This window comes from Starkeya nomas (genome assembly GCF_902703545.1).
Taxonomy (GTDB): Bacteria; Pseudomonadota; Alphaproteobacteria; order Rhizobiales; family Xanthobacteraceae; genus Ancylobacter; species Ancylobacter moscoviensis.
The window spans coordinates 1-12,351 of record NZ_CACSAS010000038.1 but is presented as its reverse complement, the minus strand read 5'-3'; the positions used below and the strand labels follow the sequence as shown (position 1 = coordinate 12,351).

17 protein-coding genes are annotated in these 12,351 nt (G+C 68.4%); all 17 read left to right on the top strand.

The features are described from left to right. Nucleotides 1-83 precede the first annotated feature (83 nt). A complete protein-coding gene (locus tag STARVERO_RS22840; protein ID WP_159602465.1) occupies nucleotides 84-1,448 on the top strand; it encodes a phage head morphogenesis protein in 1,365 nt (454 codons plus the stop codon). A 140-nt stretch (nucleotides 1,449-1,588) separates the two neighbouring features. Continuing rightward, nucleotides 1,589-2,305 carry a hypothetical protein gene (locus tag STARVERO_RS22835; RefSeq protein ID WP_159602462.1) on the top strand — a complete coding sequence of 239 codons (717 nt, stop codon included), beginning with the start codon at nucleotides 1,589-1,591 and terminating at the stop codon, nucleotides 2,303-2,305. A 165-nt stretch (nucleotides 2,306-2,470) separates the two neighbouring features. Next, nucleotides 2,471-3,481, top strand: a complete 1,011-nt coding sequence (locus STARVERO_RS22830) for a phage protease (RefSeq protein WP_159602459.1) — start codon at nucleotides 2,471-2,473, stop codon at nucleotides 3,479-3,481. After that, nucleotides 3,478-3,861 (top strand): hypothetical protein, encoded by a 384-nt coding sequence (locus tag STARVERO_RS22825; protein WP_159602456.1) that lies wholly within the window; start codon nucleotides 3,478-3,480, stop codon nucleotides 3,859-3,861. The genes STARVERO_RS22830 and STARVERO_RS22825 overlap by 4 nt, the downstream gene beginning before the upstream one ends. Nucleotides 3,862-3,903: 42 nt before the next feature. Continuing rightward, entirely contained in the window at nucleotides 3,904-4,866 is a 963-nt protein-coding gene (locus tag STARVERO_RS22820) for a capsid protein (protein ID WP_159602453.1), read from the top strand. 2 nt (nucleotides 4,867-4,868) lie between these two features. Next, entirely contained in the window at nucleotides 4,869-5,507 is a 639-nt protein-coding gene (locus STARVERO_RS22815; RefSeq protein WP_159602450.1) for a hypothetical protein, read from the top strand. 113 nt (nucleotides 5,508-5,620) lie between these two features. Further along, complete coding sequence (locus tag STARVERO_RS22810) at nucleotides 5,621-5,899, top strand: DUF2312 domain-containing protein (RefSeq protein ID WP_159602448.1); 279 nt, start codon at nucleotides 5,621-5,623, stop codon at nucleotides 5,897-5,899. Further along, nucleotides 5,899-6,147 (top strand): hypothetical protein, encoded by a 249-nt coding sequence (locus STARVERO_RS22805; protein WP_159602445.1) that lies wholly within the window; start codon nucleotides 5,899-5,901, stop codon nucleotides 6,145-6,147. Before STARVERO_RS22810 ends, STARVERO_RS22805 begins: the two co-directional genes overlap by 1 nt. Next, the gene (locus STARVERO_RS22800; protein ID WP_159602442.1) at nucleotides 6,147-6,626 is read left to right on the top strand and encodes a phage protein Gp36 family protein; all 480 of its coding nucleotides are present in this window, start codon (nucleotides 6,147-6,149) and stop codon (nucleotides 6,624-6,626) included. The genes STARVERO_RS22805 and STARVERO_RS22800 overlap by 1 nt, the downstream gene beginning before the upstream one ends. Continuing rightward, a complete protein-coding gene (locus tag STARVERO_RS22795) occupies nucleotides 6,626-7,132 on the top strand; it encodes a phage virion morphogenesis protein (protein WP_244617004.1) in 507 nt (168 codons plus the stop codon). The genes STARVERO_RS22800 and STARVERO_RS22795 overlap by 1 nt, the downstream gene beginning before the upstream one ends. Beyond that, complete coding sequence (locus STARVERO_RS22790; protein ID WP_159602436.1) at nucleotides 7,129-7,725, top strand: hypothetical protein; 597 nt, start codon at nucleotides 7,129-7,131, stop codon at nucleotides 7,723-7,725. The genes STARVERO_RS22795 and STARVERO_RS22790 overlap by 4 nt, the downstream gene beginning before the upstream one ends. Further along, a complete protein-coding gene (locus tag STARVERO_RS22785) occupies nucleotides 7,722-8,318 on the top strand; it encodes a hypothetical protein (protein WP_159602433.1) in 597 nt (198 codons plus the stop codon). The genes STARVERO_RS22790 and STARVERO_RS22785 overlap by 4 nt, the downstream gene beginning before the upstream one ends. 9 nt (nucleotides 8,319-8,327) lie before the next feature. Further along, the gene (locus STARVERO_RS22780; RefSeq protein ID WP_159602430.1) at nucleotides 8,328-8,516 is read left to right on the top strand and encodes a hypothetical protein; all 189 of its coding nucleotides are present in this window, start codon (nucleotides 8,328-8,330) and stop codon (nucleotides 8,514-8,516) included. Nucleotides 8,517-8,541: 25 nt separating this feature from the next. After that, nucleotides 8,542-8,949: a GPW/gp25 family protein gene (locus tag STARVERO_RS22775; protein WP_479692376.1), complete on the top strand. Its 408-nt coding sequence runs from the start codon at nucleotides 8,542-8,544 to the stop codon at nucleotides 8,947-8,949. Then, nucleotides 8,946-9,827, top strand: coding sequence for a baseplate J/gp47 family protein (locus STARVERO_RS22770; RefSeq protein ID WP_159602425.1), 882 nt, complete (start codon nucleotides 8,946-8,948; stop codon nucleotides 9,825-9,827). Before STARVERO_RS22775 ends, STARVERO_RS22770 begins: the two co-directional genes overlap by 4 nt. Beyond that, nucleotides 9,827-10,942: a phage tail protein gene (locus tag STARVERO_RS22765; protein WP_159602422.1), complete on the top strand. Its 1,116-nt coding sequence runs from the start codon at nucleotides 9,827-9,829 to the stop codon at nucleotides 10,940-10,942. Before STARVERO_RS22770 ends, STARVERO_RS22765 begins: the two co-directional genes overlap by 1 nt. Nucleotide 10,943: 1 nt before the next feature. Continuing rightward, a partial coding sequence (locus STARVERO_RS22760; protein ID WP_159602419.1) for a DUF4815 domain-containing protein occupies nucleotides 10,944-12,351 on the top strand: 1,408 nt, incomplete at its 3' end.

Sequence of the window (12,351 nt, the reverse complement as noted above, 5' to 3'; positions counted from 1 at the left end):
GCCGGAGATCGCGGAGGCGGTCGACGGGAAGCGGCTCGCCATGAAGCTCGCCATCGCGATGGCCAAGGCGCGCGGTCTCGGCGATGTCCACGACTGAGTACATCTCCCGTCGCGCCTTCCTCGCCGGGCTCGCTCTGCTCGCAACCGGCGCGCGGGTGGAACAGGGCTTTCCCACCCCACCCGAGGTGCTGGACTATTTCCGCGACAAGAAGCTCGCGCCGCGCTTCTCGTGGCTGGACGTCTGGGGCGAGGAGCACGCCCACGCCTTCACCGTCGCCGGCGTGCTGGAGGACAAGGTGCTCGCCGAGTTCCGCGCCGGGATCGACCAGGCGCTGACGCACGGCACGGGATTCGACAAGTTCAAGGCCGACATGGAGCGGCGGCTGAAGCCGCTCGGGTGGTGGGGACCTCGGCGTGTCATCGACCCCGAAGGGACGAAGATGAAGACCGTCGACTTCACCCGCCCCCGGCGGCTGGAGACGACGTTCTGGTCGAATGTGCGCGCCGCCCGTGCCGCTGGCCAATGGGACCGGATCCAGCGCACCAAGCGCGCCTTGCCCTTCATCCTCTACGTGCGCACCACGGCCGGGGATCCCCGGCAGGAGCATCTTCGCTGGGCCGGCATCATCCTGCCCGTCGATCATCCGTTCTGGCGCACCCACTTTCCGCCCAATGGCTGGGGCTGCAAGTGTGCCGTCCGCCAGATCACCGCCGCGCAGGCCGAGCGCCTTCTCGGCCGACCGCCGGAGGATGGCGGGATCATCTACCGCGACACGCCGCCGGCGGAGCGCATGCGGACCTTCGTCAACAAGCGCACGGGGGTGCGGACGCAGGTGCCGGACGGCATCGATCCCGGCTGGCACACCAATCCCGGTGTCGGCCGATCGCGCACCCTGGGACGCATCCTGCAGGATCAGCTCGACACCACACCGGCCGACATGGCACGCCCCCGTATCCAGAAGATCATCGCGGATGACGGGTTTCTGTCGCACGTGCTGCGCGCCCGACGGTTCGGCATCGAACGCGCGGCTGTCAAAAAGGCTCTGAAGGACGCCGGCCGGGAAACCGCCGCGGTCGACCTGAGCCATCCGTGGCCGCGAGCGGCGTGGCCGGTGGCGACCATCAATGACGGGCTCGCTCGCGACATCGGCGCCAAGCTCAGGACCGTGACGGCGACCGACGCCGCCATGGCTCACAACCCCACCCATCCGCTTCCGGCAGCGATGTGGCGTCTCGTCCAGCTCATGCTTGACGGCTCCGACATCTGGCGCCGGCGGTCGGACGGGCGACTGCTTGCGATGATCGAGATCGACGGCAAGTTCTATATGTCTTGGATCGACCTCGGCGCCGGCGGGCATCTCGAAGTCGCGACGCTGTACCCGAGCTCGCGCGGGCGGGACACCGGCTATGTCCGCAATATCCTGGAAGGGTGCGACCGGGTGAGATGAAGATGAAGTCGCGGAGGGAGGGCGTCACATCCTCCGTGCGCGGGCGTACCCACGCGTGGACGGCTATTTCTCCGCGACCGGATAGTACCTCCGCCATCGGGCATGTGCAACGATGCGGCTAGGCGAGGAGTGGCGGCGGGATGTGTGCGGGGTGTGAGGCGTTCTCGTGGGGGCAGTGGTTCTATGATTGGCAGACGCTGATCTCCGGCGCTCTGGCGCTTGCGGCGGCCTTGATCGCGGCAATTCTCCTCCACCGCCAGAACTGGCTCACCAAGCGCCAGATGGCCGATGAAAAAGACAGGCGGGCCACGCAGCAGGCGCGCAAAGCGATGGCCTTGCGTTCGAAGATGCACATCATGTTGGACAGCGTAGGAGCCTTCGCCAAGGCCAGCTTCATGTGGACCTTTAATCCGACGGACACGTCCAGGAGGAAGCTCGGAGAGCCTGCGCCAGATCTACCCGTGCAGGCGATAGCTGGGTTGGCCGAACTCATAGAGCATGTCGACGAAAAGACGGCAGGTTGGATCGCGGAGTTGTTGCGCCTGGTCCAGACGTTCTCCGCTCGCCTTCCAAATCGCGAGTACGAAATCGACTTTCTCGTAAGGGACGCCATAGCCATTCAGTCCATGGTCGACGCAGCATACCCCTACGCTTGGCGGCTAACGGCGACCTATGATCCGACCGGTATCGATGTCGAGAACATCCAGCGCGCCTTCGACACCTGCGCAAAGGCGTACCTAGGCCGGGACTGGCCCGATCACATTTCCTTCCGAAACCACCGTGTGCAGATGGTCCGCGACTATCTGGAGCTCAATTTCGCAGCGGCGGCCTCTGCCGGCGAAACACCGTCCGGGTGAGGCATCGGGCGGCACAAAACCCAAACGGCCGCCCACGGCTTTCAATCCCCCTTCAAAAACGATCCTGATAGGATAGGGTCGCCCGCGTTCGCGATGGCAGGCGCATCTTCGGCCGGTGACAGCTGTCACCGGCATTCCGGTTCGGGGCTCGCCTAGCGTGCCCCCATGTCGCACCGCTCCGCAACCCAGACCGACCCGATCACCACCGGCGTCATCGCCGGCGAGCTCGCGGCGCTTGATGCCTCCGGCAACCCGCCGGCGTGGATCAAGGTCGCGCCGCTCGGCCGCGTGACCACCCGCGACGGCCGCTCCTACGCCTTCGATCCGGCGTCACTGGTGGCGCGGTTCGAGGCGGACGGGATCTCGATCCCCGTCGACCTCGACCACAGCGTGCCGCGCAAGGCCATGTTCGGCGAGGCCGGCACCGTCGTCGGATGGGTGCCGGAGCTGCAGGCGCGCGCTGATGGTCTCTGGGCCCGCGTCGACTGGCTCGATGCCGGCAAGCAGACGCTCTCCGCGCGCACGCATCGTTTCGTCTCCCCGACCTTCCACCATGACGACGCCGGCAACGCGACCTGGCTGCACTCGGTCGCGCTCGTGCCGGCGCCGGCGCTCGCCATGCCCGCCGTCGCCTCGGCCGGCCCCACCACCCAGAAGGATCAGCCCATGCTGAAGAAGATCGCGGCGGCGCTCGGCCTGACCGAGACCGCCGACGAAGGCTCCTGCCTTTCCGCCATCGCCAGCCTGAAGACCGATACGGTCTCCAAGGCGATCCACGAGCAGACGCTCGCCAATCTCGCGGCCGCCACCACGGCCAGGGATGCGGCCGAGGCCAAGATCGCGGAGCTCGGCGCCGAAGCCCACAAGAAGGCCGTCGAGGAACTCCTCGACAGCGCCCTGCAGAAAAAGAAGATCACGCCGGCGCAGCGGGGCGAATACGCCCTGCTGTGCGCCACCGCGAGCGGCCTGGAGCAGGTCCGCGCCCTGCTGGAGAAGACCCCCGCCAATCTGCAGGCGTCGGCGCTGGACGATCGGGAGACGCCGTCCGGCGAAGTCACAATCAGCTCGGCCACCTTGGCCGCCAAGGCCGTCGCCTACCAGAAGAAGATGGCCGCGGACGGCGTGTTCCTGTCGACGGCGGATGCCGTCATGGCCGTGAAGGAGCGCAAGCAGTGAGGCCGTTCATCAAGTCCTATATCGGCGCTGCGAGCGTCGATCCGTACCTCATCGTCAAGGCCGCGGCGCCGGCGGCCGGAACGACCGTCCGTGCCGCGGCCGGTGCCACCGAGACCATCATCGGCGTGACCGACGAGCTCGGCGGCGATCAGGGCGGCACCGTCGACGTTACGCTCGCCGGGCCCGCCCAGGTGCGCCTGGGCGGCAACGTCGCCTTCGGGGATCCGCTGACCAGCGATGCCGCCGGCAAGGCGGTGAAGGCCCTGCCGATTGCCGGCCAGACCGTCGTGATCGTCGGCTGGGCCGGCTCTCCCGGCGCCGCCGACGACATCATCCCCGTCACCGTCGCCAAGAGCCTGCTGGCCACGCCGGCGGCCTGACCGCGCGCCGGCCCACCGCAGCACCGCCAATCGAGGACACACATGGCTCCCCGTCGCTCTTTCACCGTCGACCCGGTCCTTACCGCGGTCGCCATCGCCTACCGCAATCCTGCGCAGGCGCTCATCGCCGACGAGGTGCTTCCGCGCCAGGACGTCGCCCAGGAGCGCTTCGCGTGGACGTCCTACCCGCTGGCCGAGAACTTCACCGTTCCCGAGACGCTGGTCGGCCGCAAGGGCAAGGTCAATGAGGTCGACTTCTCCGGCAAGGAGGAGACCGGCGAGGTCGAGGACCACGGTCTCGACGCACCCGTCGTCGTCAGCGACGTCAGGGCGGCGGAGGCGGCGCGTGCCGCCGGTCGATCCATGTACGACCCCGAGGCGCGCGCGGTCGAAGGGCTCACCGATCTGATCACGCTGGCGCGCGAAGTCCGTGTCGCGGCTACCGTGCAGGATCCCGCCAACTACGCGGCGGCGCGCAAGGTGGTGCTCGCCGGCGGCGACCAGCTCGACGACTTCGAGAACAGCGACCCGATCGAGACCATCACCGAGGCGATCGAGGGCACGCTGATCTTCCGCCCGAACACCTGCGTCATGGGGCAGGTGGGCTGGTCCAAGGTCCGCCGGCACCCCCACCTCGTCAACGCCGTCAAGGGCAACCTGACCGAGAAGGGCATGATCACCCGCGAGCAGTTCTGCGAGCTGTTCGAGATCGAGCGGCTGCTCGTCGGCGAAGGGTACGTGAATCTCTCCCGAAAGGGTCAGGCGCCCAATCTGCAGCGCGTGTGGGGCAAGAGCATCGCTCTGCTGCACATCAACAGGGCGGCGGCGCCCGGCCAGGGCATCACCTGGGGAATGACGGCGCAGTTCGGCACGCGCATCGCCGGCCGCATCGAGGACCCGGATCTCGGCCTTGAGGGCGGCTACCGCGTGCGTGCCGGCGAGCGGATCCGTGAGCTCGTGGTCGCCAAGGATGTCGGCTACCTGATCCAGAACGCGGTGTCCTGACCATGGCATCGCGCCCGACCAGGACCAAGGCGGCCAAGGCCGCCGAGCAGAATACCCCAGAGGGGGCGTCTGGTACGGCTCGCGAGGCCCCCAGCGCCGGTAGCGGTGCCGAGGAAATCGATGCCTCGGCCGGGACTCAGTCCGCGCCCCCGTCACCCATTCCTGCGCCCCAGCAGCCGGACGAAGCGTCGGGGCGAAAGGCAGAGCCGGAGGCCGAGCTCGTCGAAGGTGTCGACGGGGAGGCCGCCCAGGCGACGGCGGGCGAGGTAACGCTCGGGCAGCCGTCGCCGGAAACCGGCGAGGCATCGGAGGGCGGCTCGGCTGCTGCCGCCCCCGCTGCCGTCCCCTTCGATCCCGTGGCGTTCGTCGCCGGACTGTCGGAGGCGCAGCTCGTCAAACTCGCGATGCTCCTCAACGGTCGGCCCGCACTGGTGGCCGAGCGTTCCCTCAATCCGCCGGAGGCCATGGCTGCCGGCAATCTGACGATCACGGCGGACGAGCCGGTCCACGTTTTCACAGTCGACGCCCGCCTCAAGAAGGACGGGCGCTATTTCGAGCCGGGTGCGTCCGTGCTGCTCACCCGCAAGGAACACGGCGAGCTGAAGGCCGCCGGCGTCGTCTCGGCCGACTGGCCCGACTGAGCTCGGCCGACCGCGCCGCACGCGACAGCCGCGCGGGAGCCGCGCGGCCCGGACCTCCGGGCCCCTGACGGGGGCGGTTCGCCGCCCCCGTCCTTCTTCCTCAGGAGCGCCTCATGTCCGACATCCCCGACGACCAGCCTCTTTCCGACGCCGCCGCCGGCTTCGCCAAGGAACAGCTCAAATCCTTCATCGAGCGTATCGAGCGCCTCGAGGAGGAGAAGAAGACCATCGCCGACGACATCAAGGATGCCTTCCTGGAGGCGAAGGGCATGGGCTTCGACGTGACGGCGCTGCGCGAGGTCCTGAAGATCCGCAAGCAGGACGCGGACCAGCGCGCCGAGCACGAGGCGATCCTCGATCTGTATCTTCAAGCCATGGGGATGGTCGGCTGATGAAGTCCCGTCGAGATCTCCCTGCGTTCGCCCGAACGGTCGCTCCAAATGGCCAGGAGCACTATCTCGTCAACGGCTCGGCCGCCGGTGTCCATCTTTATGCCGAGCGCCGGCAACTGGCCGAACCCATTGTCGGCAGGAGCGAACTGACCACCGATGTGGTGGCCATCACCATCCCATATTCGGAATTCGCCGAGGTCAGCTGGGAAGAGCTTGGCGAGATTGCGGATGGGGAGGCATCGATCTGATGTCCGCGACCTTCGCCGCTCTCGCCGATGTCCTGGCCCGCTATCCCAACGAGGCGACCATCCTCGCCGCCAATGAGGAGACCCGCGAGCGCGACGACGCGCGCATCGAGGCCTCGCTCGTCGATGCCAGCGCGGAGATGCGCGTCGTGCTGTTCGCCCGCTACTCGCGGGCCGAGCTGGAGCGCGTCGACGACGACAGCCGCGAGGCGCTGCGGATCTACGCCACCGACATCGCCCTCTACCGCGTCGCGCTCTCCTTCGGGCGCGGCAATGAGCGCGTGAAGGAGCGCTACGACATCGCCATCAAGCGCCTGGAGGCCATCGCCGCCGGCAAGGGCGCCCTGACCTTCGACGGGCCGGGAGGCGGCGGTCTGCCCGGTGGCGGGCAGCCGGGCGAGCCCAGCTCGGTCGGCCCGGCCGAGCCCATCGTCGTGGCTCCCGATCGCCTGTTCACCCGTCACCGCATGCGGGGGCTGTGATGGATGGGATCCGCATCGTCATCGATGTCGACGGCGTGCTGCCTTCCGCCATTCTCGCGCGGCTCGCGGCCGGCAGCGACGACACTCTGCCGCTCATGACCAACATCGGCGGGGTGCTCGAAAACTCGACGCTTGAGCGCATCGATGACACCAAGACGGCACCGGATGGCACGCCCTGGGTGCCGAACAGGGCGGGCACCTCGACGCTGCGGGAGACCGGCCAGCACCTGCGAGGCAGCATCGGCTTCATCGCGGCGCCGGCGGAGGTGCAGGTCGGCGCCGCCTGGGAATATGCGCACGTCCACCAGGACGGCGCGGTCATCAAGCCGAAGGATGCGGCGCGGCTGCATTTTATGGTCGGCAACCGGCACGTCTTCGCCCGTCAGGTGACGATCCCCGCGCGTCCCTTCGTCGGCGTGTCGGCCGACGACGAGACCGCGATCGAGCGCGTGACGCTGGATTGGTTGTCCGGTCTCATCTCCGGCCTGCCGGGAGATCGCCCATGATCGCCCCGCGCACGCTCGCCCAGCGCCTGCAGGACGCCCGCGTCGCCCAGCTCGTCGCCGCCATCGTCGTCACGCTGAAGCCGCTCTTTCCGGGCGTCGAGGTGCGCGAGCTGCCGGGCCGCATCGACATATCCGACATCATCGCCGGCGATATCTTCCCGCCGCCGATGATCGGCGTGACCTTCCAGCGCGTGCGCCAGCCGATCAATGTCGGCGGCTCCTTCGATCTGCCCGTCGAGCTCGTCGCCTACATCGTCACCGAGGAGATGGCCATCGGCTCGCGGGCGGAACGGCGCGAGACCATTGCGCATGCGCTCGGCTTCGGGTTGTTCGAGATCCTCGCCGATCCCGATCTCACCCTGCCGCGCTGGGGCCTGACGTCGATCAGCCTGCCCGAGGACGCCGAAATGCGCCCGCTGGTGACCGCTGCCTCCTACGGCAAGGGCGTCGGCTACTACACGCTCACCTGGCGCCAGGCGCTCAAGGGGTTCGGCGGCGATCCGCTGGAGCGCATGCGCTACACCGCCGTCGAGGCCGTCGAGGATGGCGAGATCGTCCACTTCCCGCCCGATCTCTCGGGGGCGCCGGTATGAGCCACCTGGAGTCCTATCGCTGGCGGCAGATGGAGAGGCGCCTGACCACGCTGGAACGCAGCCTGGGCGACGCCCATCAGCGCATCGCGCGCGTGATGATTCCCGGCAAGGTGGCCGAGATCCGCTCGGTGGGCGACGACTGGCAGGTCCGTCTCGACCTTGGCCTTAGCGCCGACCAGGACAAGCCCGTGCTCTCGCCCTGGCTGCGCGCGCAGCCGGTGAGCGCCGGCAAGCTGAAGGTGAAGGTGCGTCCAACGATCGGCGAGAGGTTCGCCATGATCTCGCCCTCCGGCACTGTGGGCGAAGGCAGCTGGTGCGTGCGCGGGCCGTTCGACCAGGACCATGAGGCTCCGGCCGGCGCGCAGGATGTCGTGCTCGAAGTCGGCAACAGCAGCATCACCATCGAGGACGGCAAGGTCCTCATCAGCACCGGCAAGGGCTCGTTCGAACTCGACGGCGATCAGTTGCGGCTCAACGGAAAAGCCATCGCGCTGTCGAGCGAGGAGCTCACGCACAACGAGAAGAACATCTCGTCCGGCCACGTCCACTCGGGTGTCACACCCGGCGGCGCCGATACCGGCCCGCCGGCATAGGAGAGAACCATGACCAAGAAGGAATACCGCATCACCGCCGCCCGCCCCATCGATGGCCGCATGCGCAAGCCCGGCGAAACCGTGTCGCTCGATCAGCGCCAGTACGACACCGAGAAGCGCTGGGGCGGGCTGGAGCTCGTCCAGGCGGAGTTGCCCAAGGGGCGCAAGCCCGCCGCCGGCGGCGACAAGGCCGACTGACACCGCGGCTTGAAGGGGCCTTCACATGGCGCTGACGACACGCACGGGCATGGACAGGGCGACGGGTAAGCTGTTGCGCGGGCGAGCTCACGGAGAGCAGTCCGTGCGCGACATCCTCTCCACGCGCAAGCTCCAGCGCGTCATGGAGCTCGATTACGGCTCCGACCTCCACGCGCTGCGCGGCGAGAACATGACCGCCGCCAATGTGCTGCGCGCCTATGCCGAGATCGTCGGCCAGGTGCACGCGGAGGAGCCGGGCGTGAGGATCGCCCGCATGGAGCCGACCTATCTCGAAGGTCGGCAGGGCGCCATCGGCTTCAACCTGCAGAACCTGTTCTATCCGTACGGTCATCTCGGCGACTACAGCGTCGTGGAGCATTTCAGCATGATGCTGCCGGCGGCCGTGCTCATGCGCGGGAGCGCCGCGGCATGACGGACGGGGTGACGGTCAAGGCACTGGCCGGGCTGCCGCCGGCGCAGTCCATCGAAGAGTTGAGCTGGCAGGTGATCGTCGACCGGATGGTCGCGCGGTTCCAGGAGCTCTGGGCGATCGAGCGCGAGGCGAACCCGGAACTTCCGGTCATCGACACGCTGCACCTGCGCAGCGATCCCGGCCGCAAGCTGATCGAGCTCGCGGCCTATGTCGAGATGGCGCTCCGTGGCCGCGTCAACGACGCCTTCCGCAGTGGCCTCCTGTTCTACACGGGCGACACCGACGCCGATCATCTGGTCTTTTTCTACGATGTCCTTCGCCTCCTCGGCGAGCGGGACGATGCGCTGAAGTCGCGCACGGTCCTCGCCATCGCCGGCAGGTCGCCGGGCGGGCCGAAGGAGCGTTACGAGGCCATCGCCCGCGCGGCCGATGTGCGCGTGCGCCACGCCCACGCCTACCGCGTCGGCCGTGATCCCACCGTGCATGTCGCGATCTGGTCGACCGACAACAACGGGATGGCCGACGCGGCGCTGATCGCCAAGGTGCGCGCGGCGCTGGAGAGCCCGGCTCACGGCGTCATCAACGACGTCTTCAACGTGCGAGCAGCAGTGTTCGCCGCCGCGGATGTGACCCTCGACGTCTGGCTGCTGCCCGACGCCATGGAGTCGATCCTCAGTGCCATACCCGGTGTCGTTACCAACGCCTGGTCGGCCGAGACCGGCATGGGCATGGACCTGGTCGCCGAGTGGGTGCAGGGCCGAGCCATGATCGCCGGCGTCCAGCGGGCCCGCATGACCTCCGACGAGATCAAGGCCGAGCCCTATCAGGCGATCTCCATCCGCAGCCTGTCCGTCAATTTCCGTGGGAGGGCCTATTGATGGCTCACGATGCCGCGGCCCTCCTGCCGACCTCCGCCGGCGTCTACGAGCGCACGCTGGCGCGGGCGACCGATCCGACCGACATCCTCGGCCCGTCGATCGACGCCCTGCACGGCCGCAAGCTCAACAATCCACCCGCATCGGCGCTGCCGTACCTCGTGTGGGAATACGGCCTCGGCATGCTCTCGCCGTACCTCCCGAATTTGTACGATCTCCTCGAGGAGGGCGTCGACTGGGAGCGGGTGCGCGGCACGCCCGCCGCTGTGCACCAGGCGCTCGGCTGGATCGGCTATTCGGCGACGCTCGAATACGCCCCGCCGCGCCGGCGCTGGTGGAACCACATCCAGCTCGGACTCGATCGCGTCCGCGACGACGAGACCGATCTCGTGCGCATCGACGGCCTGACATGGCTGTCCCTGCCGCTGCGGTCGGACTGCTGGCGCGCCCATTGCGGCTATGACGTGCGGGCGCTGGAGGCCGACGAGGGCCGCGCCGACGAGACCATGTGGGACGACGATTCCGGTGTCGTCATCGACGGGGTGCGGACCAAGTGGAGCTTCGGCCGGCCGGTCTACATCGTCCACGACATGGCGCAGGCCGAGCTGGAGGCGCTCGGCGTCTGGCTGGAGCCGATCGAGGGCGCCGACCTGACATGGGGCGATTTTCCATGGGGCGCCTTCCCGTGGACCGCTGACGGCGCGCTGGCGCGCTCCTCGTCCATGATGCAGGCGACGGGGCCCGGCCCGGCATGGGCCGTTTTCAAGGATGTCGCTGGCGCGGTCCTGTTCTATCGGCGCTGCCGCGTCCGGCGCCCGGTCATCGAGACGCTGGAGGGCGTCTACCGGGTCGGCGCCAGCCGCTTCGATCCGGCGCCGGCGGCGACCCGCTATCTCTATGTCGAGGCTCTGACCGCCTTCGGCGAGGGGCACGGCAGCACCGCCGCCAGCGTCGGCTTCATCCTTTCCGCGACACCGGCGGCCGGCTTCAAGCCGGGGCTCCAGCACCTGCCGCCGGGAGCCCTTGAGCCGGCCGGCCCGGTGATCGGCGAGACCCCCATCAACATCGAGTTCGGGCGCACCGTGCGTGAGCGCGTCGCCTGCCTGCTGAGGTTCTGACATGGCCTTTGAGCACGAGAGCTTTCCCGACACCCATGACCGGTTCGCGGCCATGCCCGACTTCGCCGGGCTCGTCTTCCGTGGCCGGACCTATACGCAGTCGGCCGAAAGCAATGAGATGCAGTCGATCATCCGCGCCAGAACAGCGCGGATCGGTAACATGGTCGGGCGCGACGGCGATCGCCTCAACGGCGCGGCCGTGGTGGTCGACACCGAGGCCGGCACGATCACGCTGACCGAAGGCTTCATCTACGCGGCCGGCGACGTGCGGCGCGTGCCGGAACGGATCATTGAGGGCGTGGATCTCGCCGGCGACGTCTCGATCGGCATCCGCATCACGCGCAGCTATGTCACCGCCGACGATATGCCGGAGTTGCGCGGCCTCATTCCCGGCTCCGCCGGTGAAGGCGAGGACGGCGCCGCGCGTGTGATCGAGGCGGTGAGCTGGTCGCTGCGTTCGCTCGATGAGCCGGGCGACTACTACCAGGTGTACCTTGTTCGCGGCGGCACCGTGCTCGACCAGACGCCGCCGGCGAACCTGACCACGATCGCCCAGCAGATCGCCGCGAAGGACCGCGCTGTTACCGGCGGAAACTACGTGATCGAGGGCTGTCAGGTGACGGCCATCGGACAGGTCGGCGCCGCCATGCACTTCGCCGTCTCAGAGGGCGCGGCGTCGATCTACGGCTACACCCGCACCCGCTCGGCGGCGCTGCGCTATGGCGAACCGCTGAGCTGGGACACCGAGGAGGTGGACGCCGAGCCGCATGTCTTTTCGGATGGCGGCACCGGCACCGCGATCATCGCGCTCAATCGCGGGCCGGTCGACCAGATCAGCAGCGTCATCGTGACCAAGCAGATCACGCAGACGGTCGTCCGTGGCAGTCCCAACAACACCGCCGACGTGCTGCAGCACTCGCCGACCGAGGTGCTGTCGGTGACGCAGGGCGCGACCAACTATGCGCTCACCACCAGCTGGTTGCTGGTGGACGGCAAGATCGACTGGTCGCCGGCGGGCGTGGAGCCGGCGGTCGGGTCGAGCTATCAGGTGACCTATCGCTATCTGGACGTGGTGACGCCCGACGCCATCGGCGTGCAGAGCGTGACGGTGTCCGGTGGCGTCACCGGAGCCACCGTGATCGTCCGGTACACGTGGAAGCTCCCGCGAGTTGATCGCCTCTGCCTCGACGAGCAGGGCGCAGTCGTCTACCTGCGCGGCGTGTCGGCGGCGGTACGCCCCAAGCCGCCGATCGAGCGGTCCAACCTGCTCGGCCTTGCGGATATCTACAATGACTGGCGCGGCACTCCGGTCGTCACCAACAACGGCACGCGCGCCTGCCACCTCCCGGAGCTGTGGCGGCACCTGTCCTTCCTGAAGGACCTCGGCGACCTGGTCGCGCTGCTGCGGC